Source organism: Undibacterium sp. GW821-FHT07F11 (assembly GCF_059418665.1).
Genome location: NZ_JBWKQH010000008.1, coordinates 322,420 through 345,679, shown reverse-complemented (window position 1 = coordinate 345,679; position 23,260 = coordinate 322,420). Strand labels below are relative to the sequence as shown.

The 23,260-nt window shown below is 47.7% G+C and carries 10 protein-coding genes and 1 tRNA gene; 5 read left to right on the top strand and 6 right to left on the bottom strand.

All coding sequences use genetic code 11. From position 1 onward, the window contains the following. Positions 1 to 158: 158 nt before the first annotated feature. The 5 genes from AC07OI_RS21055 (at position 159) to AC07OI_RS21035 (ending at position 15,980) form a co-directional block, all read left to right on the top strand. Positions 159 to 5,276, top strand: coding sequence for a DEAD/DEAH box helicase (locus AC07OI_RS21055; RefSeq protein ID WP_495258599.1), 5,118 nt, complete (start codon positions 159 to 161; stop codon positions 5,274 to 5,276). After that, positions 5,273 to 8,161, top strand: coding sequence for a DUF8741 domain-containing protein (locus AC07OI_RS21050; protein WP_495258598.1), 2,889 nt, complete (start codon positions 5,273 to 5,275; stop codon positions 8,159 to 8,161). Before AC07OI_RS21055 ends, AC07OI_RS21050 begins: the two co-directional genes overlap by 4 nt. Positions 8,162 to 8,343: 182 nt before the next feature. Then, positions 8,344 to 12,654 carry an Eco57I restriction-modification methylase domain-containing protein gene (locus AC07OI_RS21045; RefSeq protein ID WP_495258597.1) on the top strand — a complete coding sequence of 1,437 codons (4,311 nt, stop codon included), beginning with the start codon at positions 8,344 to 8,346 and terminating at the stop codon, positions 12,652 to 12,654. Further along, the gene (locus AC07OI_RS21040) at positions 12,638 to 14,623 is read left to right on the top strand and encodes a chromosome segregation protein SMC (protein WP_495258596.1); all 1,986 of its coding nucleotides are present in this window, start codon (positions 12,638 to 12,640) and stop codon (positions 14,621 to 14,623) included. The genes AC07OI_RS21045 and AC07OI_RS21040 overlap by 17 nt, the downstream gene beginning before the upstream one ends. Before the next feature lie 442 nt (positions 14,624 to 15,065). Further along, positions 15,066 to 15,980 carry a hypothetical protein gene (locus AC07OI_RS21035; RefSeq protein ID WP_495258595.1) on the top strand — a complete coding sequence of 305 codons (915 nt, stop codon included), beginning with the start codon at positions 15,066 to 15,068 and terminating at the stop codon, positions 15,978 to 15,980. Between the two features lie 484 nt (positions 15,981 to 16,464). On the opposite strand, the gene AC07OI_RS21030 is transcribed toward AC07OI_RS21035, so the two are convergent. The 6 genes from AC07OI_RS21030 to mutL all read right to left on the bottom strand — a co-directional run bounded on the left by AC07OI_RS21030 (position 16,465) and on the right by mutL (position 23,205). Continuing rightward, a complete protein-coding gene (locus AC07OI_RS21030) occupies positions 16,465 to 17,271 on the bottom strand; it encodes a hypothetical protein (protein ID WP_495258594.1) in 807 nt (268 codons plus the stop codon). 127 nt (positions 17,272 to 17,398) lie between these two features. Next, the gene (locus AC07OI_RS21025) at positions 17,399 to 18,664 is read right to left on the bottom strand and encodes a tyrosine-type recombinase/integrase (RefSeq protein ID WP_495258593.1); all 1,266 of its coding nucleotides are present in this window, start codon (positions 18,662 to 18,664) and stop codon (positions 17,399 to 17,401) included. A gap of 165 nt (positions 18,665 to 18,829) precedes the next feature. Further along, a tRNA-Met gene (locus AC07OI_RS21020) sits at positions 18,830 to 18,906 on the bottom strand. Positions 18,907 to 19,098: 192 nt separating this feature from the next. Then, positions 19,099 to 20,046, bottom strand: a complete 948-nt coding sequence (gene miaA, locus AC07OI_RS21015; protein WP_495258592.1) for a tRNA (adenosine(37)-N6)-dimethylallyltransferase MiaA — start codon at positions 20,044 to 20,046, stop codon at positions 19,099 to 19,101. Further along, complete coding sequence (locus AC07OI_RS21010; RefSeq protein WP_495258591.1) at positions 20,043 to 21,296, bottom strand: multidrug effflux MFS transporter; 1,254 nt, start codon at positions 21,294 to 21,296, stop codon at positions 20,043 to 20,045. The genes miaA and AC07OI_RS21010 overlap by 4 nt, the downstream gene beginning before the upstream one ends. Position 21,297: 1 nt before the next feature. Then, positions 21,298 to 23,205 carry a DNA mismatch repair endonuclease MutL gene (gene mutL, locus AC07OI_RS21005; protein ID WP_495258590.1) on the bottom strand — a complete coding sequence of 636 codons (1,908 nt, stop codon included), beginning with the start codon at positions 23,203 to 23,205 and terminating at the stop codon, positions 21,298 to 21,300. Between the last annotated feature and the right edge of the window lie 55 nt (positions 23,206 to 23,260).

Here is a 23,260-nt window from a genome sequence, read left to right as displayed (position 1 = left end):
ACATCTCATTTTTTTGTCTGGACGCTGAGCAAAAAGTAGTGAAAAATGAGCAATCTTAAACAAAAAGAAAAACCATCGGTTTTGCACTGCGAGAAGGCGGCAAATGAGCCATTCGACGCGGTCAGCACCTGGATAAGTCTGAGCCAAAAGGGCTATTTATGAACGTCTTTCAAACACATTCACGTATAGTTTCGGATTACGAAACATACATTCAAAGCTTTCTAAACATAGCAGATTCTCAAATCCTTGAGAAAGTCAAAGATGAACTTGGTCAAGGAAAACTATGGCCAGAGCCGCTTTTGCAATTTAATCCGTCGTTTGAGATGTCTGGCAACGTGGCAGAGCTTTGTAAAAAAAATGTACTGCACTCAGATATTGCTGACATCTTTAAGGGATATTCATTATATAAACACCAAAAAGATGCGATTGAGTTGGGTAAAGACGGCAAAGATTTCATCGTTACCTCAGGTACAGGTTCTGGTAAATCTCTAACATACATTGGTTCTATTTTTCATCATCTTCTTTCCAATCCAGATGCAAAGGGCGTTACTGCCATTATTGTTTATCCGATGAATGCACTTATCAATTCGCAATTTGATGAGTTCACTCGTTACAAAGAAAATTACGAAAATTCGACCGGTAAGAAATTTCCAATCTCATTCGGCCAATACACCGGTCAGGAAAAAGAAGATTCCCGAGCGCGAATGCGAGATAGTCCGCCGCAAATTCTTTTGACCAACTACATGATGCTAGAGTTGCTCTTGACTCGTATCCGCGAGCGCCCCATTCGTGATGCTATCTTCAAGAACTTACAATTTCTCGTTTTTGACGAACTGCATACATACAGAGGTCGACAAGGTGCCGATGTAGCTATGTTGATTCGCCGTATACGCTCGAAATGCGCCCATAATGCTACTTGTATTGGGACATCTGCGACCATGGTTTCGGTTGGGAGTATTTCTTCGCAACGTGAGGAAGTCGCTGGCGTTGCTACCACTTTATTTGGAAAGTCATTTGAACCGACACAGGTTATTAATGAAACTTTAGCGCGTTCTTTATCGCTTTCCTCTATGGTCGCAGGACCTGCTGAACTATCTAAGGCAATTAAAGCAGGCATTGATGTGGAAGCGGATGTCGAATTTTTAAAAAGTCATCCGGTTGCAGCTTGGTTAGAAAATTGTGTGGCGTTAGAAGAGGTCAGTGGTGACTTGATCAGACGTAAACCGCAACGCATAAGTGACATCGTTTCAAATTTGTCCCGTGATTCAAGTTTGACTGAGTTGGAATGCCGACAATTTATCGCAGCATTATTGCAATGGATAAGCAACGTTAACAAACGGTTGCAGGACGGAGGTCATCGGTACACGATTTTGCCATTCAAATTACACCAGTTTATTTCTCAAACTGGTTCTGTTTATACAACCCTTGATCAGGATGAAAATCGTTTCATTACTTTAGAACCTGGTATTTTTAAATTAGATGACGAAGAGAAGAAACCTATCTTCCCTAATGTTTTTAGTCGTGCCACCGGTCACGCTTTCATCTGCGTGTCTCGTTTGGGAAATCGATTGGAACCTCGTGAATTCAGAGAGTATTCTGAAGAAGATGTTGAGCTAGATAGTGCAATAGATGGATATCTAATTGTTGGTGAGGATATTTGGGACCCAGATGAAGATCTTGGATTTTTACCTGACTCATGGTTGCTGAAATCAAAAAAGGGGCCAGAATCAAAAAAGAAGGCCAGCTTTCCTATAAAGCTATATTTTGATCAATTTGGTAAGTGTTCTGAGACAGAACAATTGGCTTGCTGGGGGTGGTTTATGAAAGCGCCACTTCTATTTGATCCGACTGGAGGCGTTTTTTTTGATACGAAGACCAACGAGGGCACGAAACTTACGAAACTTGGAAGTGAAGGGCGGAGCACATCAACAACAATTACAGCCTTTTCAATTCTTAATCAATTGAATGATGCTGGTTATCATTCCAACGACCAGAAACTTTTAAGTTTTACTGACAATCGTCAGGATGCGGCATTGCAAGCCGGACATTTCAATGATTTCGTACAGGTTGTCCGGTTGCGAGCAGGAATCTATAAGGCTTTACAACAAGCGCCTGAAAATTCGTTAAATCATGCAACATTGGGCGAAGCCGTTTTCAAAGCCTTAGGTTTACCATTTCTCGATTTTTCGAATCGCAATGAAGAACCTGAATTAAATAACGTTCGACGAAACTACGAACAATTCTTTCAAACATATATTTTCTATCGTGCCATTGCAGACTTGAGACGTAGTTGGCGAATTATCTTGCCCAATCTTGAGCAATGCGGTTTGCTATCAATTGATTATCTTGACCTCAATGATATTGTCACTGAGGACGGTTTCTGGCAGAACGTGACATTACTAAACGAATTAAATCACACGGAAAGAAAAGAATTTTTATCTACGATCTTGGATTTTTTTCGACTAGAGTTTGCAATTAACGGCGATAGTCTCTCCCAGTCTAAACTCAAAGAGAACGAAAAACAATTTAGGGAAATGCTACGTTCTCCATGGACGTTAGATCGAAATGAAACACTTAGAGAGCCGTTTTATATTCGATATGATCCGCTTCACAAGTCAGCAAAGCTTTTTTCAAAAAGCATGGGGCCAGCTAGTGCATTAGGAAAATTCATTAAACTATATATTCGACAACGTAATTTGAGCATTGATCTCAAAGGCGATCATTATCGCAATTTCATTTCTGATTTAATGGGGAAGCTAGAAGATGCCGATTATCTAATTAGGCATTCAGCACGGAGTGAGCAGAATGCAGATGTCCCAATTTATCGACTGAGAGTAGATAAGATAATTTGGAAATTAGGTGATGGTGAGACCGTGAAGGCTGACATCATTAAGCGGCGGTCGTATAAAGGACAGGAGCAGCGCCCAAATATATTTTTTCGGGAAATGTATCGGCGTGATTTTTCTAAAACTAAACGACTGCGAGGCGAAGATCATACTGGTCAACTTGGGACCGATGTTCGTATTGAACGTGAAGATCTATTTCGTAGTGGAAAGATAAGTGCGCTTTTTTGCTCTCCTACTATGGAGTTGGGAATTGATATTGGTGGTTTGAGTGTTGTGCATCTGCGTAATGCTCCGCCTAATCCAGCAAATTATGCACAACGTTCGGGCCGAGCAGGTCGGAGTGGGCAAGGCGCATTAGTGTTTACTTATTGCTCTAGTTATTCACCACATGACCGGCATTATTTTCAACAACAGGCAGAATTAGTCGCCGGAGCTGTACAGGCACCACGTTTGGATTTGTGCAATCGCGAGTTGTTAGTCACACATCTAAATGCGTTAGCTATTTCGGAAATAGGTATGCCCGGTTTGGAAGAGCATTCAGGCGTAAAGCCATCCATCATGCGATTTGTGATTGATGATAATGATCAACTACAGCTTGCAGGTGAGGTACGAGCAGGACTTGACATACCTCCTAAAGCTTTTGAGGAAATCAAATCTACATTTAAGCGCGTTATACATGATTTCACGCCAGAGCTTGAGAATAGGGCTGCAAGTTGGTATTCGGATTCCTGGGTTGAGCAAAATTTGTCCACTCTCGCCGATCAACTTGATAAAACACTCATTCGATGGCGTAGCTTATATCGATCTGCGCGAACAATTTTGACACGTGCGACTCAAAAGATTGAAAGTGGCACATTGGGATTGGGGAGTGATGAGTATCGCAAACACAAGCGTAATCAGGATCAAGCGACACGCCAATTGGATCTTTTGCGTAATGACCTAAGTGGGCGATCATCTGAGCTTTCGGAGTTCTATCCTTATCGCTATTTGGCATCTGAAGGATTTCTTCCAGGTTATAATTTTACGCGCTTACCATTACGAATCTTTTTACCGACGAGCGACTCGTCAGGAGAATTTATTTCGCGCCCTCGTTCGATCGCGTTGAGAGAGTTCGGACCTTTGAATGTTATTTATCATAATGGCCGAAAATATCGCGTTTCGCAGCTAATAGTGCAAGATGCAGAGTCAGCGCTAACCGAAGGGCGGATAAGTAAAAAAGCGGGCTATTTCTTGACTGCCGATCAAAAAGATCTAGAGATATGTCCACTAACGGGTCTCAATCTGGGAGATGGTGCAAACAAGGAACATTTGCTTCATTTACTTGAAATGGCCGAATCTCGCGCTGAGGAAATTGATCGAATTTCATGTGAAGAAGAAGAGCGTGTATCGCGAGGCTATGAAATCAAAACTTATTTCTCTGTAGACGGAGGGAATTTAGACCGTGTCCGTAAAGCCATCGTGCGATCTAGTGAAAGCTCGTTACTCAATCTCCGCTATATACCCGCTGCGCGTCTTGTGCATGTAAATTATAAATGGCGTTCTCAGGAGTCGGACGGGTTTCCTTTTGGTATGGTATCTGGTGATTGGCGTAGTTCTAGACCAGATCAAGATAGCAATATCAAAGAAGATTTTCCATTGATAAAATTATGGACGTCAAATCTTGCCGATGCCCTTTATATCGAACCGGTTCAGCCGCTGGGATTGAAGCCAGATGGCGTCATAACGTTACAACATGCTCTCAAGCGAGCCATAGAGGGCGTATTTCAGGTCGAACCTAATGAAATTGGTGTGGTAACAGTTGGGGATCCAAATAGTCCAAATATTTTATTGTACGAAGCTTCTGAGGGGAGCCTCGGTATTCTTTCTCAATTTGTAGAGGACGTTTTGATTTTTCACGAAGTTATTGAGCAAGCTATTAATATTTGTCGTTTTGACGATGATCTGTATAAAGGGCCTGCTTCTTATGATGATTTGCTGAGTTATTACAATCAACGTGATCATAAGAAAATTGACCGATATCTTATTCAAGACGCATTGGATAAATTGCGTAATTGCAACATCGAAATTCAGACTAATACTGGTTTTCGCAGCTATGAAGAACACTATCAAGCGTTATTGCGTGGATTAGATCCGTCCTCTTCCACTGAGAGAAAATTTATTGACCATCTTTATACCCATGGCTTGCGTCTGCCGGATGCCGCGCAAAAGCAAGTTGACGGAATATATGTTCAACCCGATTTTTACTACGCGCCACGGATCTGGATTTTTTGTGATGGAACACCTCACGACGAACATTCCGTACAGGCCGATGATGAGTTGAAGCGCCAAGCGATAATTGCACAAGGGGATGAAGTGTGGGTTTACTATTACAAAGATAATTTAGCTGCAAAAGTGGCAGCAAGGCCAGATATTTTTAGGAAAGTCCGATGACGGTCTCTTTACAGCCTGGAAAGCTTGTTTCTTTGCGCGGACGTGACTGGATTGTATTGCCATCTGAAGATCCTGACCTGCTAATTATTAAGCCACTTGGCGGCTCCGATGAGGAAATCACTGGTATTTACTTGCCCTTGGAAGTGAAGAGTGATCAACCTGTTGATGCTAATTTCCCTAACCCAACGTCTGCGGACTTAGGCGACATCAGTACCGCACGGCTTTTGTATGACTCAGCCAGGCTTGCATTCCGTAACGGTGCAGGACCATTCCGTGCGTTGGCAAAACTATCCTTTCGTCCGCGTTCTTATCAGATGGTGCCGCTTATCATGGCGTTGCGCCAAGCAAAAGTCCGACTGCTCGTCGCGGATGATGTCGGTGTGGGTAAGACTGTAGAATCGCTGCTCATCATTAAAGAATTGCTTGAAAGGCGCAAAATCAAGCGCTTCGCCATTGTATGCCTGCCGCATTTGTGCGAACAATGGCAAGCGGAAATACGTGCAAAAATAGATCTGGAAGCCGTCATCATCCGGTCAAATACTCAGGCACGACTTGATCGCCAAATCCAGGGGGATACTAGTGTTTATGACTACTATCCCTATCAAGTGATTAGTATTGATTTTATCAAAGCAGACAGCCGCCGCGATGTTTTTGTCGAACAATGCCCCGAAATGGTCATTATTGACGAGGCGCATACTTGTGCTCGTCCTGCTGGCGCATCCAACAGTCAGCAGCAACGTTACCACTTGATTAGTCGGATTGCGGCAAAACCCGACCAGCAAATCGTTTTACTCACAGCCACTCCACACAGTGGAAAGCCAGAGGAATTTCAGTCTCTTCTCGGATTGCTAAGGTCAGATTTTGAGTCTGTTGACTTACCGAATTCTACGCAGCAACAGCGCCGGGATCTTGCCCATTACTTTATACAGCGTAAGCGCGGAGATGTCGAAAAATGGTTAGGAGAAGATACTCCCTTTCCTCAACGCGATGCATTTGAGTGGCCGTATCAACTGTCACCTGCTTACCAAAGATTCTTTGAGGATATTATAGATTTCGCTCGAAGGATGATTGCCCCAGATCCCGCGCGTAGTGATAGGAAGCACGTTCAATACTGGACTGCATTAGCGTTGCTGCGCGGTGTTATGTCCAGTCCTGCTGCAGGCGTTGAAATGCTCAACACTAGGCTTTCTGGACTGGCTGTTGCCGTGGGAGGTGATGACGAAAATTTGGTCCAGCCGGAGCTTGATTTTCAAGAAAATCCTGTACGAGATACCGAGTTTGGCTTTGAAGGGGACAATGCACCCACGCAACTAGTCGAGCGCAATGACTGGACCAAATATCAACGCGAAGAGCTTCGTGGTTTTGCAAAGCAACTTGAGCAACTAGGCGACTTGAAGCAAGATTTAAAACTTGCTTCTACTGAATTGATTATTGACGAATGGCTCTCTAACGGGTTTAGCCCGGTAGTGTTCTGTCGTTATATTGCTACGGCAAAATATGTCGGTGAAAAACTTGCACCTGTTCTGCGAAAGAAATTTCCCAACGTCGACGTGCAAATCGTAACGAGTGAACTTCCCGATGAATTACGTAGGCAGCTAATCGAGGAAATGGGAAGACAACGCAGAAACTCAACAGGAAAGTTGAATCCTCTGGTTTTGATTGCAACTGATTGTTTATCTGAAGGGATTAATCTGCAAGAGCATTTCACTGGCGTCTTACATTACGATCTACCATGGAATCCCAATCGCCTTGAACAACGTGAAGGCCGTGTTGACCGTTTCGGTCAAGATGCCCCAATTGTTAAAGCATGCCTGCTTTATGGAGAAGATAATCCTATTGATGGAATTGTTCTTGATGTCCTGCTTCGCAAGGTGAGAGAGATCAAACGAGCTACAGGTATCAATGTACCTTTTCCTGAAGACTCGCAAAGTATTATCGACACAATTACGCAGGCGCTTTTGCTAAATCCAAACCGTCAAGTCTCATCAAAGCGTACTAACAAGCATCAAATCGCATTCGATTTCGGCGATTTTGAGGAAGCGAGTATTGCAAAGGTCAACGTGACTCGTAAGATCGACGAAGCTGCTGAAAGAGCGAAGGTATCGCACAGTATTTTTGCCCAAAATTCGATTAAGGCGCAAGAAATAGAAGCTGATCTCCGTAGTGTGGATGAAGCTATCGGCGAACCGCACGCTGTTGAAAGCTTTGTTACCTCATCACTGAATAATCTGTTTGGTGTGCAAATTAATAAAGATGGCAAAGGCTACAGGATTGTGACGGGAAATATTCCTCGGCAATTACGCGAATTGTTGCCAACTGGTGATTTTGTCAAGGTGAGCTTTATTTCTCCAACTCCTCACGGCTATCAATACCTCGGTCGCAATCACCGGTTCGTCGAACAGATCTGTCAGATCGTGATGGCAAATACTTTGGCGAGAGTAGACCGGCGAGCGGCAAGAGCTGCTGTCATTCGTTCGAAGCAGGTCAACGTTAAAACCACTCTGCTACTTTTTCGTTGCCGGAACGTCATCGAACAGGTCAAGGCCAACCACCAGATTGTTGCTGAAGAAATGTTGCTCTGGGGCTGGCGCGGCGTACCTCAGCAAAAGGAGTTTCTCAATCATACGATCGCGAAATCCCTGTTGACTGAAGCACGAGCGTCGTCGGATTTATCACCACAGGCTCGTGCCAGTTTCCTTGAGAACGAGTTGAAGCTGCTCGATAATCTGGGCGATGAGTTTCGTGTCATAGCTGAGCAACAATCCAAGCACCTTGTAGAAGCTCACGAGCGCTTCAGTGCGTTAATGGACAAACAAAATTTCCAAGTTGTTTATCCAGTATTGCCGATGGATCTTCTTGGCATTTATATCTTACTACCAGAATAAATCATGCTTTTGTTAATTTACATTGGTGACATCTTCTGCAGCAAGTGGGAGTACACCGAATTCAAAGCTCTCTGGATTTCTCTGGATGGCCAGCGCACTCTTTCTGCTTTTACCAGTAATTTCCTCAACTTCATTTGCGAAAATATAGTCGCAGGCTTAGCTGTGAAACTAGAGAGCATCGAATGATTTATCCCAGCATTCGCATTGAAGGTGCCATTCTTTCTCCAGATATTCTTGATCATCTTGACGATGCTGTTGGACAACGTCCTGCTGATTTTGGCCTAGACAGTGCCACCAAGGTCAAAGACGAAATCGCTCGCGCTTGGGCTGACGCGCAAGACTACTGGCGTATCTTTCAACGTAAGCTAGAGGCACTGCGGTCAGACTCTCCGGCAACCACTGAAACACGTCAACAATGGATTACTCCTTTATTGGGTCTTCTAGGATACCAACTTGAATACCAGGCTAAAGGGGCTGAACTCAACGGTAAGACTTATACTATTTCCCACCGCGTTACTAATCGCGGCAATGTTCCCGTTTACATCATCGGCGCTCGTGAATCAGCAGGATTGGACCGCAAGCCTGAGCGCACCCATATTGGTGCACCACGTATGTCCGCTCACGCGATTGTTCAGGAATACATCAATCTCCACGACGAACTGTATGGTCTTGTCACCAATGGACGTGTACTACGGCTACTGCGTGATAGTTCCCGGCTCATTAAGCTCAGCTATCTTGAATTTGATCTTGACCGCATTTTCGGGGACGGGTTGTTTGCAGATTTCGCCATTCTCTATCGTTTGCTGCACGTTTCCCGTCTGCCGGCAAGCAACGAGAGCGCGAACGAAAGTCTGATCGAACGCTATCATCAGGACTCGCTTGATTCTGGAACACGCATCCGCGAAGGACTTTCCAAGGCAGTTGAGCAGGCCATACGAGATTTTGCTGACGGTTTTCTTGTGCATCCTGCTAACGAGGAAATGCGCCAATTGATTATTGACGGAAAGTTGACGCCGGAAGCTTTCTATCAACATCTTTTGCGCCTGATATACCGCTTACTGTTTTTGCTCGTCATCGAAGAACGTGATCTCATATTTCCGATCGCTATTAACAAGACCCAACGTGATATTTACCGACAATGCTACAGCCTTCAACGTCTAAGGATATTATCTGAGAAACCTCACTTAGCAGAAAAGCGTCACCATGATCTTTGGTTAGCGTTACTTGCCAGTTTCCGCCTTTTTGAAGCGCACGGACCTGGATGCAAACTCGGTGTTGCCGCCTTGGCAGGAGATCTGTTTGATTCTGCTGCTATCGGTCTGTTGTCGAAGTGTATGCTTGGGAATGATGTGCTTCTTGGCTGCCTGCGTTCACTTGGACTTTATCAACACCCGCAAAACGGGCAGGTCATTCGTGTGAATTATGCTGCTCTTAACGTTGAGGAATTCGGTTCGGTCTATGAGGGCATGCTTGAATTTGAACCGGTTTTCCTGCACACCAATGACCGTATTGAGTTTTCTTTTGCGCAGGGTGACCAGCGTGCGGCGACAGGTTCTCACTACACGCCTGACGATCTTGTTCAGCCTCTAATCAAGCACTCACTTGACTACCTGATAGCTGACAAGCTTAAGGCGCCTAATCCTGCACAGAGTTTACTCGATTTGAGGGTGGCAGATATTTCTTGTGGTTCCGGCCACATATTACTTGCTGCTGCGCGCCGTATCGCAACCGAACTCGCTATTGTCCGCACTGGCGAGGAGCAACCATCACCCACTGCTTACCGCAATGCGATTCGTGACGTTATCCGTGACTGTATTTACGGAGTGGACTTGAATCCACTCGCTGTCGAGCTATGCAAAGTCGCTCTCTGGCTGGAGGCCCACAGTCCAGGTGAGCCGCTCAGCTTCCTTGATCACCACATCAAGTGTGGCAATGCAATCGTCGGCTTTACAAGTCGTGAGGAAGCTGAACGCGGTGTACCTAACGAAGCTTTCTCGACTATGCCTGGCGACGATAAGGACACTGTCGCAATGCTTAGAAAACGCAATAAACAGGAGCGTAAGGATCATGAAACGGGCCAGTTACCTCTCTCTCCGAGTCTACAAAAGCAACTGGATGACATCCTGCGTGGATGGGGTGAACTTGCGACGCTACCGGAGCACACGCCTGATGAAATTGAAACAAAAAAAAGTAGGTATTTCTCCTTTAGTCAAAGTGAAGATGCTTGGCTACTAAACCAGATTACCGCTATTCCCATAGCTCAGTTTTACATACCTAAGACGTCAGGAAATTTGCAAAAAATTATTACTGATGCCACTTATCGGCGTTACTGGAAAGGCGAATTGACTCCACAGGGACAGGCTACAGCTGAAGCATGGACTATCGCAGAGCGCAAACGCTTCTTCCATTGGTTTCTTGAATTCCCGGAGATTATTGGGCGAGGTGGATTCGACTGTATTCTTGGGAACCCCCCGTATTTAGGTGACAAACGAATTAGTGGGAAGTACGGTTATCCATTTTGCGAGTACGTGAAATGGGAGTTTGCACCGACCGGCATATCTGATCTTGTCGTCTATTTCGTGCGTCGCATATTTAGCCTGCTTAAGCCAAACGGATTTTCCGCGTTCATTACCACTAACTCCATTAAAGATGGCGACATTCGAAAGGATGGTCTTGAGCAAGTGATCTCTAAGGGGGGTGAGATAAATATGGCCGTACGTGGTGTGAAATGGCCGGGCCGGGCAAATCTTGTGGTGTCTTTAGTGTCATTGCACAAAGGAGCGTGGAATGGCAGACGCTGGTTGGACGGACAAAATGTTCCTTCAATCACAGCATTTTTTGAGGCGACACCTGATGGTGGCGAGCCAAAATCTCTCGTTGAAAGCTGTCAAAAAGTTTATACAGGTTATTACTGGCTGGGCGATGGCTTTCTCTTATCGCATGCCGATGCCAAGCGATTATGTGGGCTTGACATGCGGAACAGCGACGTTTTGTTCCCGGTTATTAACGGGCAAGAACTTAACAACGAACCAGATCAGAGCCCACAACGAAGCATTATAAATTTTCATGATTGGAGCGAAGAAAAGGCACGAACTTACATTGAGCCGTTTCGAATTATTGAAGACTTGGTTAAACCGTTCCGAGCAACGCAGAACAGACCGCGTAATAGAGACATCTGGTGGATTTATGCTGAACATCGGCCGGGATTGACTGCCGCGATCAAGCCGCTTTCGCGGTGCTTCGTTACGGCTAATACGACCAAATATCTGAATTTCTCAGCTGTTCCTACCAACTGGATGATTAGCCACCCACAAAATATCTTCACGACTGACCGTTGGGATCTATATGCTGTCGTCCAATCTACGCTACACGAAGTCTGGGCGCGCAAATATAGCGGCGCATTGGAAACACGATTACGCTATTCACCGTCGGAATGCTTTGAAACTTTTCCTTTTCCCGAACATCTGTGGAGTACAGTCAATCTCACCTTGGCTGACCTTGGTGAGAAGTATCACGAATACCGGCGCGCGCTCATGCGACAGCTTTGGTTGGGGTTAACTGATATTTATAATCTTTTGCACACACGCGACCTGACGTGCGAGCGAGTCGCCAAGGTCAGCAAAAAATCATTGGAGGAAGCGGAGAAAGGATACCAAGGTATCCTCACTCTCCGTCGCTTGCATCGAGAGTTGGATCTTGCTATTCGTGATGCCTATGGTTGGTCTAATGTTAATTTAGCTCATGATTTTCACGAAATCGAGAGTTTTCCTGAAAACGATCGCGTTCGTTTTACTATCAGCGAAACCGCACGCAAGGAGATTTTGTGTCTATTGTTGGATCTCAATCATAAACGCGCTGCAGAGCAGACTGTTGCAATGCCAGCTAAGAAAAAACGTAGCAAGAAATTGAATATCGATGATGTACGCGGCGATTTGTTCGATTCTGTCAATCTCTTACCTTTGCCAGAAGTGGTGTTGGCACCATCGACAGATATTGACTTAACCGTTCTTCTTTCCGGCTCTTGGTCACGGCCACATACAGATCACAATAGCGAAGTGATGGCAATAATCGCGGCAGTTCTCAAATCCATCAGAGCGCCAAAAGCGATACATGATATCCGCTTGGCTGCTCTACTAGCCGAAGAGCCACGACTACTCACACCCATGCTCACTGATGACGATGCTGCTCAATGGAAGCGAGTTATCGGAGCGGAAGCAGATATTCTCGTAGCTAATGTACAAGCATTGGTGCCTTATGCTAATCGCGCTTGGGGTGAGGCAGTACGACATTTACGGAGTAGCGGCTTGCTTATCGAAGATATTGTCGCCGGTACTTGGGCACCAGGACCTGGATTGGATGCCTTATATACGGACGGCTGGCCAATTGGCCGCGCTCAAATGGTACTGACCGTGTTGAATCAACGTGGTGCCGACCAAATCATGCAACAGCTTCCAGAGGAATATAAAGGATTGATTTATGCCCGCGCAGCTTAATCTGTTACCGCAGTCTGAATTTATTGTGCAACCAAAATCAGGAGATACAGAGCCTCGCCTATGGGTCCGACGTTTCGTCTTATGGTCTGAACCTGGGATACAAATTCGCGAGATTTTGTTGCGTCCAGGGTTGAATATCGTGTGGTCTCCAGACCCTGCTGATCATGCTACGGGAGGGAAAGAACTCATTGATTCGGATGCATTAGGACACGGCAGCGGAAAAACTTTATTTTGTCGCTTAGTGCGATATTGTTTAGGCGAAAGCTATTTTGCACCCGAAGAACAGCGACGTCATATTTCTTCTGTATTCCCAAATGGTTTGGTCGGTGCAGAAGTCGTGCTTGACGGGATCGTTTGGGCGGTTCTTCGACCAATAGGTTCGAGAGGAGAGCATTTTGCTATCCCACATGCGAATCTAGAAAATATTCTCAGCGATAAGATTCCTTCAAAAGGAATTGAGCCTTTTTTGAAGGCGGTTGGTGAAGGCGTTTTGACTAGTGATGTTGCAGAGCTTGTCCCAGGCGAACAACCGCATCACGCCTGGCTAGTGGCACTTGCGTGGCTAACAAGAGATCAGGAATGCCGTTTCGATCATGTCTTGGATTGGCGCTCCTCAGAGTCAGATTCAGGTTCACCTGTACGCTCTTTGAAAGAGACAAAAAAACTTGATGCACTTCGAGCATTGATTAAGGCAATAAATCCAGAAGAATACAAAATTCGTGCTGAAATAAGCCAACTGGAAACCAAGCATGGTGAAACGGTTCAAGATGCTGGGCGTCGCAAGTGGCAGGCTGAGCAAATCCGATCACGTCTGATCGCTGAGCTTGGAATGAAAGAGGAAGAGCTTTTACCTGGATTGTTGGCAGTAGAACCTATGCGCCAGACAGCTAAGGCTGGACTTGCTCGTCTGGCGACTGTGGATAGCAATGTTGATGTCGCAAACATTGATGCTTTTCGAACGGCAAGTGATGATGCACAGACATATGTCAATGACTTGACTAAAACTTTGGCTGAAATCGATGTGCGTATCCCAGAGATAGGACATTTAGTAAGTCGTATACGTGGAGAGTTACCAGGACTATCATCTTCAGTCCATAAGTCGGCCAACCCGCAATGCCCTGTCTGTGAAGTTCCAATTGATCGTGTTCTTGCTGAGAATTGCAAACTTTCTCATAAACTACCAAACATTGATGAGATTCGTCAGCGTCACCAAATAGTTCACCAAGATCTTACCGATGCATTGCAGCGGCAGAAAGCAGAGCAAGACAAACGACTACAAATTAGTACTGAGCGAATATCTGCTGTTAAAAAGGCAGAAGAGTTGCGTAAACGACTGCGAACAGTTGAGAAGATGAGAGATGCTAGAACTAACGGATGGTACAAGGCTAGGCGCTTAATTGATGATACAGACCAGTTAAGGGAATTATTGGCTACTCAAGAACAAGTTCAATCTACCTTCGAAAAATTGGCAGAGTCCATTGAGAAGAAGCGTCTGGACGCTGCGACATTTCGCGATGCACAAGCAGATGTTTTTCTTCAATTATCTAAATTTTTTAATGCCATCATCAACCTGATAGTTGGGCCAACTGCAACAGGTAAAGTTGTACTGGATGGAAAAGGGTTGCGATTAATTGTTGAAATGGGAGGAGAGCGCTCAACAGCGGCAATTGACTCGCTGAAGATTATCGCATTTGATTTAGCTGTATTGTGCATGAGCATAGAAGGAAATACACATCTACCCGCATTTCTTGTACACGATAGCCCTCGTGAGGCCGACCTCGGTCTTAGTGTCTACCACCAAATTTTCCGCTTTATGCAAAAGCTAGAAAAGGTCGGCGATAGCCCATTATTTCAGTACATCGTCACGACTACGACTCGCCCTCCTGATGAATTATTAAGTAAGCCTTGGCTATGCGAGACGTTAAGCGGTGCTCCAGCCGAGAAAAGATTATTAAAGCGAGATCTTTAATTAAACAAGAACCGACGCAGGGACTTATTATTGCGGTGCTCGTTACCGCGTATCTGGCAGAGGTAATGTTTACTAGATCAGACTTGACATGACACTTTATGTACGACGACCGACAGCTTCTGCAACCTAAAGCGAACATTAAATCCAGTATTCTGACTTAAATCGCACGTTGTCACGGAGCGCACTGTGACGGGCTGGGGGGCTCTGCCATTGGGTCTCGTCGCATTGGCGGCTCTCGTAGCGAAGTGTGCTTGACCAATTCTGCGCAAGTGTTAGGCATCATCGCTGCCTGAATTGCGTGGGAGGCCCACCTCGATGGGCGTGCAGCGGTGATGGCATATGCAGAATGCGTAAGGTGTCGCTGCTCCAATATAGCATTGAATTCGGAGACCGTTGAGAGTAGTATCTTTACTACTGGTAACTCTGTGATTGAAGAGGCCCTATGGGAGAAGCAAAGCGACGGCGCCAAGCCGCCATGAGTGGCAGCGGTGGCGTGATTGCGACTGGACTTGCGCCGAGCATCTGGCCATTGGCGAACAGTCAAATATTGGAGCAAGTACAACACACGTTGTTGCGGCAGCGAATCAATTTCGAGTCGCCGGGCTTTCATGACAGCCCCGCATTTATGGCGGCAGAATGTGCAGACAGCGCCTTTATATACAATCTTGCCCGGTTTGTCGAAGCTAGAGGGTATTCGACCGAAGAATTGAATGCCGCTGCCGCCAAAATCGAGATTGCTGCTGAGGCAGTGCGTGCAGCCGTCCAAGCTGATGGTCGGCCAGGTCTTTGCGTGATAGCTTCTGGTATCCTTTCGCGAATGCTTGATGCCTTAGGTGTTTGGAATTACTGCGCCAAGTCCACGTTGACCATCAGGTTCCCGCCCGAAGTTTCAAGCTCTCCTCGTTTTTTTTATGCAATTGATGAGGGCCAATTCGAATCACCGCATAGTATTGTGGTCGCCCCACCGTACACAGTTATCGACCTTACGGTAAAACATCAGGGGTACGATAGAGTTGAGATGTCAAGATATCTACCCAACATTGTGATGTCACGTAGCTTCAATGCGTATACATGGCGTCCAGAAGACATTGTTGCTCCGAAAGTATTACCGCTTCGAATGAAAAATCGCAATGAACTTGAGCAATTCTTGAGCATTAGCAATCCACAAATGCATAAAACAATGAATGCGTTGCCCGCAAGGGAAGTTCGGATTAATGGCGGTGGGGTGCTTCAGTACGTGTTGACCGGAGTAGGTGGGTACTCAGAACAACTACATGAACTGGTTCACAAAAATTCACATCTCAATGGTCGGCGCGCGCAAGATATATTTTCCGAAGACGTGCTACCTCGCCTATAAGCGGAGCAGCACTTTCCTTTGGCTCGTTGAAAAGTGGCGATGACCGATGGTTTGGCATCGGAATATTTGGATAGCCAATATTGGGAACAATCACCGCCAGCGATGTAACCTTTCCATCAGAATGACCAATCTCAAGGCAGTCCGTAACGAGCACCATCGGATCTAGAGCGGTCATGACCGGCATCGTTTCGCCATTCACCAGCAAGAGGTCATACTGCATCGACCAGCGAGTTTTTCCATATACTCCAGAGTGTTCGGCAGCGGTGCCGTGCGACCAAGACTTCCAAAATTGTCTGACAAAAGAAAATCCAGATCCAGTTAATTCATTGATTTACACAATAAAATCAGCAAACAAAAACTACGGAAGTGAATGTCCGCTGGTCAACCATGAAGACTTTAACTTATCTGACCGTTTGTGCTAGGTCACGTCTGAGCTAATACAGGTAATGCACGTGAAAAGTCTCTTTAATTGATTGTAAAAAGTTCAATTTTCAACTGCTTCAATGCTACTTAGAAAATCTGAAAGATGCCATATCCGGTATGGACGGGTCGCCGTTGGATTTGTGCGACGAATTATAGGGCGAGTCCAATTGAAACTAAAATTCGAGTCGCCGATTAATAGTGCAGGGCGTTTCCTGCTAAATCCTTCATAGTCAATATCGTCGTGCCACCCTGTATCTAACTCATGCAGCCTGTGAGCGTGTCCAAGCACAGGAGGTTGATATGAGTCGGTGCGGAAGCGGTCGTCGCCAGAAATATTTCGCTTCACGGGAATCATGAGGTCGCCCAACTTATTATGGTTCGAAGCTTTTGCCTTAACAACTGACGATCTTCCCGATTGCTTAAGACATTCCACAAGCTCTACCTGAGAAGAAAATGCTTCGCCGATTCGCATTAAATAAATAAGCGATTGTTGTTTGTTGAAATCTCTATCCCAACTCGTCAGACCCGCAATCCATATCCCTTTTTGCCATTGCTCCGGGGTTAGAGCTGTTCTCATGCTGTGTTTGCATGTGCATAAAGAAATAACACCGCCATCAAAGTTTGGAGCACTGCCTTGCTGAGCAAATCCGCCATCCTTAGGCCTCACGGTTCGTATAACGTAGCCATAGACGATTTCATTCTCAGTATTGCCTAGTAGGGCTATACGATTTTGAAGGGCTGTTATATCCAAGTTTGACGCGATTTCTTTAAGAAATGGAGATGTAGGAAATGAGAAATCTATTTTGCATATTTTTTTAGCTGACTTTACCAATATCTTTTCTTGTTGCACATAGCAGGACTTAGTCATGGCTCCTCCTTTGATTGTTTTTTTGGACTTGTCGCAAACTGTGGATCTTTTTTGTTATAGAAAACCAATTACTGCACTGTCTAATATGCAATCAAATGACATTCAACCTGATAGATGGCATATATTCTTATGCGGCGTTTTTCCCGAATTTTCCTACAATCACGTTCCCATTTTCCACGTTGTCCAGATAGTCAGCATACTGCTGCATCATGACTTTCCTCTCGTCGAGAAACAGGGCGCGATCATAAGCCTCTCCATAAGCATCGCCAGAGGCGTGCGACAACTGACGATCAACAACTTCATGTCTAAAGCCAAGACGCTCCTTGATGACACCCATTGCCAGTGAGCGGAATCCATGGCCCGTCATCTTGCCACTGTATCCCATTCGCTTTAATGCTGCCAGGATGCCAAAGTTTGTTGCTGGCTTTTCGTGATCTCTTTGATTCGGGAAGAGGTATTTATTCCCGCCCGTAATTGCATGAAGCTCGCGCAAGAGTTCCCAGCCTTGGCGTGGCAGGAATACATGGTGGTTAACTTTGCGAGGGTTTATTTTCTTTTTGCCCATCTTCATGCGATGCCAGTCGATGATCCATGATTCGTTTTCGAGGTCAATTTCTGACCAGGGAGTTTCTGTTAGTTCACTTGTGCGAACAAAAGTCAGCATCATCAATCTGAACATCACCTTGGTTGGAACAAACATGCGGCCTTCAATCTTCTTGAAGGCGCGAATGAATTCCGGGATGTCATCAGGGGTTATGGCTGCATGATGTCCCTTTGCTATAGGCTTTAATGCGCCGCGCAAGCTGGGAACAGGATCAATATCAGCTTTACCTGATGCAATCGCAAAGCGGAATATCTGGCTGCAGACCTGGCCTTGCCGTTTCGCCATGTCCAGTGCCCCACGTTTTTCGATCTGGCGCAGGACATCAAGCATTACGGGTGCTTTGATTTCTGATATCGGGTGCTTGCCAATCAGCGGAAACACGTCTTTTTCCAGTCGATGCAGCACATTTGTGGCGGTGCGGGTTTGCCAGGTTTCGAGTCTGTTGGCGTGCCACTCCCTTGCTACCGACTCGAAAGTGTTTGCGTTTGCGGTTGCTTTGTTAATTTTCTCTATGCGCTTGGCCTGGGCGGGATCAACACCGGCAGATTTCAGCTTTTTTGCTTCCATGCGCTTTTCGCGTGCTTCCAGAAGCGAAACCTCAGGATAAGAGCCAAATGTCAGCCTGGTATTTTTGCCATTGGGTTGCCTGTAACTCAAGCGCCAGATTTTTGATCCAATCGGCATTATCTCCAGATACATACCGCCGCCATCTGCCAGGGTGTAGGGTTTGTCCCTGGGTTTTGCGCTTTTGATCTGGATATCTGTGAGTGGTTTGGCAAGTTTTGGCATTTTGCATCCATGCGGTTTAAGAGTTTGCATCCATGGATTCAAGTATGGATGCAAAAGTGCTGGATGTAAATGGACGCCATAAGACCGGGTTAAACAAAAAACCCGCTTCAGCACTGGGCAGGAAGCGGGTTCTTGTATTCCAAAGAACTTCTTTGGACATATATCTGGTGGTGATAGGTGGACTTGAACCACCGACCCCAGCATTATGAGTGCTGTGCTCTAACCAACTGAGCTATATCACCAAGAAGCCTGCGATTATGTCAGTTTGGCTTTTGGCTGTCAATATGCAAAACCAGATTTTGATGGAAACTGGGGCTATTTTTGCTTAAAAAGCAAAGCATTTCTGGTTTTGTGTCTGCATTATGCTGCGTATTGTTAAAAATGAGGTTCGCACTGAGATTCCCAGCAAAGCTCGTAGTGAGCTTGGCAGGGGGTCACTCTGGCATTGCCAATGCCTGCCTGACACTCCCCATGATTTGCGCTTGGGCGTCGGCTGTCAGGCAGTCGATGATGATGCGGTTTGGCATGGATCTTAGCCAGGTGACCTGGCGTTTGGCGAGTTGGCGGGTGGCGATGATGCCTAGTTCGCGCATTTCTGCCAGGGTGGTCATGCCATCGAGATAGTCCCAGGCCTGGCGGTAGCCTACGCAGCGTATGGATGGCAGGTTGGCGTGCAGGTCAGGTCTTTGTTTTAAGGCTTTGACTTCATCGATAAAGCCTTGCTGCAGCATGGTGTCAAAGCGCAGGGCGATGCGCTGGTGCAGTACGGCGCGGTCTGAGGGTTCCAGCGAAATGGCGTGCATGTCAAACGGTGGCGCTGCGCGTTTCTGTTTGGCCAGCAGGGCGGACATGGGCTGGCCGGTGATGGCGATGATTTCCAGGGCGCGTTGTATGCGCTGGCTGTCTTGCGGTTTGAGCCTTGCTGCGGTTTCGGGGTCGAGCGTTGCGAGTCTGGCGTGCAGGCCGGGTACGCCTATGCGTGCGGCTTCTGCATCGAGTTCTGCGCGTATGGCTGGGTCTGCGCCGGGCAGCTCGTCAAGACCATCCATCAGGGCTTTGAAATACATCATGGTGCCGCCTACCAGCAAGGGCAGCTTGCCTCTGGCTTGTATTTCGGCGACCAGTCTTTGCGTGTCTTTGCGAAACTGCGCTACTGAGTAGGACTCTGCCGGGTCGATGATGTCGATGAGGTGGTGGGGTACTGCGGCCAGTTCTTCTGCATTGGGTTTGGCTGTACCTATGTTCATGTCGCGATAGACCAGGGCAGAATCGACGGAAATGATTTCTGCCGGGTAGTGGCGCGCAATTTCCAGCGCGGCGGCGGTTTTGCCTGAGGCGGTAGGCCCCATGATGGCGATGACTTTGTTTACGGACATATTCATACAGGTTGTTCTGCCGGGATCAACGCAGGGAGGACACGGGCGGCGATAAAAATCAGGCTGCCCATGCTGCAGGCGATGATGGCGAGTGGGTAGACCGTGCCATTATGCGTGGCACCAACGATGCTGCCGACGATAAAGGCGACCAGCATATACAGCGCACCCATGAGGCCAGCGGCAGTGCCCGCCTGTTGCGGGAAAGGCGAGACGGAATTGGATTGCGAAATAGGAAAGTTGATGCCATGCGCACCCATGGTCATGAACATGATGGGCGGTATCATGGTCCAGTGCTGCACACCTGCCAGTGTCATTGCCAGAAAAGTCGCGCCAGCAGCGAGAGACAGGCTGCTGCCTATGCGCATGGTGATCTTGGTGCCAAAGCGCGCATGCAGGCGGCGGCAGACCACGGTGCCGCTGAGGTAGCCAGATACACCAAAGGCAAAACAATAACCAAACCAGGCTGTTGGCAAAAGCAGCACTTTGATCAACACAAAAGATGCGCCAGAGATAAACACAAAGATAGAGCCATACGACAGCGCACCCGGCAATGCATATACCCAGAACACCGGCGCACCCAGCACGATACGGTAATTGCGCAGCAAGCCGCTGACGTTGGTGGCCTTGGCATCTTTATACAGATTGGTTTCTTGCAGGCGCAAGATGACCACGATGAGCAGGGCCGCTGCCAGCAGGGCATGCACAAAAAACGCTGCGCGCCAGCCTAGATTGACTTGCAAGAATGAACCCAGGATAGGCCCGAGCAAAGGTGCGGCAGATACCCAACTGCTGGCTTTTGAAATGACCTTGATACTGTCTTGTGGATCATAAGCATCGCGCACTATCGCACGCGCAATTATGACCGCAGAACAGCAGCCCAGCGCCTGCAGGAAGCGCGCAATGATGAGCATGCCCATGCTTTGCGATGCACCACACAGGAGGCTGGCCAGCAGATAAAGACTGAGCCCCGTTATCACCACAGGGCGGCGGCCAAAACGGTCGGACAAGGGGCCTATGATTAACTGTGCGCCACCAAAGCCAGCGACGAAGATGGACAGCGTGAGTTGCACCGTTGAGGCAGGCACATCAAACACTGCCGCCAGGCTGGGCAGGGATGCCAGGTACAGGTCAGTCGATAGCGGTTGCAGCATCAGAAATGCGGCAATCAAAAAGAACAGTGGCGCTGTCGAGAATTGGGCGATGGCCTGGGCTGGCTGGTTCATGGCTGCTTCTGAAGTCTGCACTTTATTTAGCACGTCACTGCCCACGCAAGAACATCTTGTCGAGATCATTCAAACCCAGTTGCACCCAGGTCGGGCGGCCATGGTTACACTGGTCCGAGCGTTCTGTATGTTCCATCTGGCGTAGCAGGGCATTCATTTCTGGCACGGTCAGGCTACGGTTGGCGCGCACGGCGGTGTGGCAGGCCAGGGTGCCCAGCAATTCATTACGCCTGTCTATAAGGACACGCGAGCCACCAAATTCACGCACTTCACGCAAGACATCGCGTGCCAGTGACTGAGCATCGGCATTCTTCAAGAGAGCTGGTACTGCGCGCACCGCCAGCGTGGTGGGTGAGATGGCGGCCATGTCAAAGCCCAGTGCTTTCAAGGTGTCCTGGTGTTCTTCTACTGTGCCAACTTCTACTGCATCGGCAAAGAAGGTGATGGGGATCAGCATGGGTTGCACTGGCATGCTGTTTTCATCGAGGGCGTTTTTTAACTGTTCGTAGAGTATGCGTTCATGGGCGGCATGCATGTCCACCAATACCAGGCCCTTGCTGTTTTGTGCCAACACATAGACGCCGTGCAATTGGGCGAGGGCAAAACCCAGTGGGTAGTCGTCATCTGGCAGGCTGTTGGCAACCTGGTTGGCGGGCGCGTAGCTGGCACCTGCTTCATTGACGCCACTACTGATACCTGGGCTGAAGAAAGCGCCATAGCTTTCCATGCTTTGGGTGACGCCGCCATTGGGCTGTGGGCGGTAGGGGTTTTGGTAGGCATTGCCATAGCCGCCATTGCCTCCTCCACCTCCAGCATAAGGGGATGGATTGGCAAACTGCGACGCAAAGGTGGTTTGCTCACCGGATATCCAAGGCGTGCCTCCATTTGCAGGTGCAGCTATGCCGGAGCCAGCAGACATGGGGCCGGGGACTGTACCAAATGCCGTCGCCGATGTTTGCGCCAAGGCGCGGCTGACTGCATGGAAGACAAACTGATGCACAGAGCGGCTATCGCGGAAGCGTACTTCTATCTTCGATGGGTGTACGTTCACATCGACCAGTGCCGGGTCGAGGTCCAGCCCCAGTACATAGGATGGATAACGGTCACCGTGTAAAACGTCCTGATAGGCAGCACGCACGGCATGCGTCAGCAATTTGTCGCGCACGAAGCGGCCATTGACGTAAAAAAACTGGGCATCGGCGCGGGCCTTGGATGCTGTGGGCAAGCCGACAAAGCCGTGTATGCGCAGGGGGCCCGCACTTTCATCGAGGGACAGGCGGGCATTCGAGAAAGCTTCCCCCAAAATCTGCGCGCTGCGCTTGTCTATGGCACTGACGTTCCAGTGGTCTACTGCCTTGCCATTATGACTTAGTGAAAACGAGACATCGGGTCTGGCCAGGGCTATGCGGCGCACGATCTCGGCGCAGTGGCCAAACTCTGTCTGCTCAGACTTTAAAAACTTGCGCCTGGCCGGGGTGTTGTAATACAGGTCTTGCACATCCACGGTCGTGCCTTGCGCGCCGGAAGCGGGGGAGACCTTGCCGTTTTCTATCTGCCAGGCATGTGGTGCATCGGCGGTGCGGGTAGTCAGCGTCAGCAATGATACCGAGGCGATGGAGGCCAGCGCCTCACCACGGAAGCCAAGAGTGGCGACATGTTCAAGCTCATCCAGGCTGGCAATCTTGGATGTTGCATGGCGGGCCACGGCCAGCGTTAACTGGTCTGGCGGTATGCCGCGGCCATTGTCGGTGATGGCAATGCGCTTGACGCCGCCTTCTTCCAGACGGATGACGACATTGCTGGCACCGGCATCGAGGGCATTTTCCAGTACTTCCTTGACGACGGCAGAGGGCCTTTCCACGACTTCGCCAGCGGCGATCTGGGAAATCAGGTTGTCGGGCAGGGCCAGGATGGGGCGATGGGTAGCAGGGTTCGAATTCATATCATGATTATACCTGTCAGGCGTCTCAGACATTGCCGTCTGGTGTATGATTGCG

Excerpts from the sequence above, each read along its gene's own strand:
- AC07OI_RS21055 (WP_495258599.1), top strand. The coding sequence starts at position 159 with ATGAACGTCTTTCAAACACATTCACGTATAGTTTCGGATTACGAAACA.
- AC07OI_RS21050 (WP_495258598.1), top strand. The coding sequence starts at position 5,273 with ATGACGGTCTCTTTACAGCCTGGAAAGCTTGTTTCTTTGCGCGGACGT.
- AC07OI_RS21045 (WP_495258597.1), top strand. The coding sequence starts at position 8,344 with ATGATTTATCCCAGCATTCGCATTGAAGGTGCCATTCTTTCTCCAGAT.
- AC07OI_RS21040 (WP_495258596.1), top strand. The coding sequence starts at position 12,638 with ATGCCCGCGCAGCTTAATCTGTTACCGCAGTCTGAATTTATTGTGCAA.
- AC07OI_RS21035 (WP_495258595.1), top strand. The coding sequence starts at position 15,066 with ATGGGAGAAGCAAAGCGACGGCGCCAAGCCGCCATGAGTGGCAGCGGT.
- AC07OI_RS21030 (WP_495258594.1), bottom strand. The coding sequence starts at position 17,271 with ATGACTAAGTCCTGCTATGTGCAACAAGAAAAGATATTGGTAAAGTCA.
- AC07OI_RS21025 (WP_495258593.1), bottom strand. The coding sequence starts at position 18,664 with ATGCCAAAACTTGCCAAACCACTCACAGATATCCAGATCAAAAGCGCA.
- miaA (WP_495258592.1), bottom strand. The coding sequence starts at position 20,046 with ATGAATATGTCCGTAAACAAAGTCATCGCCATCATGGGGCCTACCGCC.
- mutL (WP_495258590.1), bottom strand. The coding sequence starts at position 23,205 with ATGAATTCGAACCCTGCTACCCATCGCCCCATCCTGGCCCTGCCCGAC.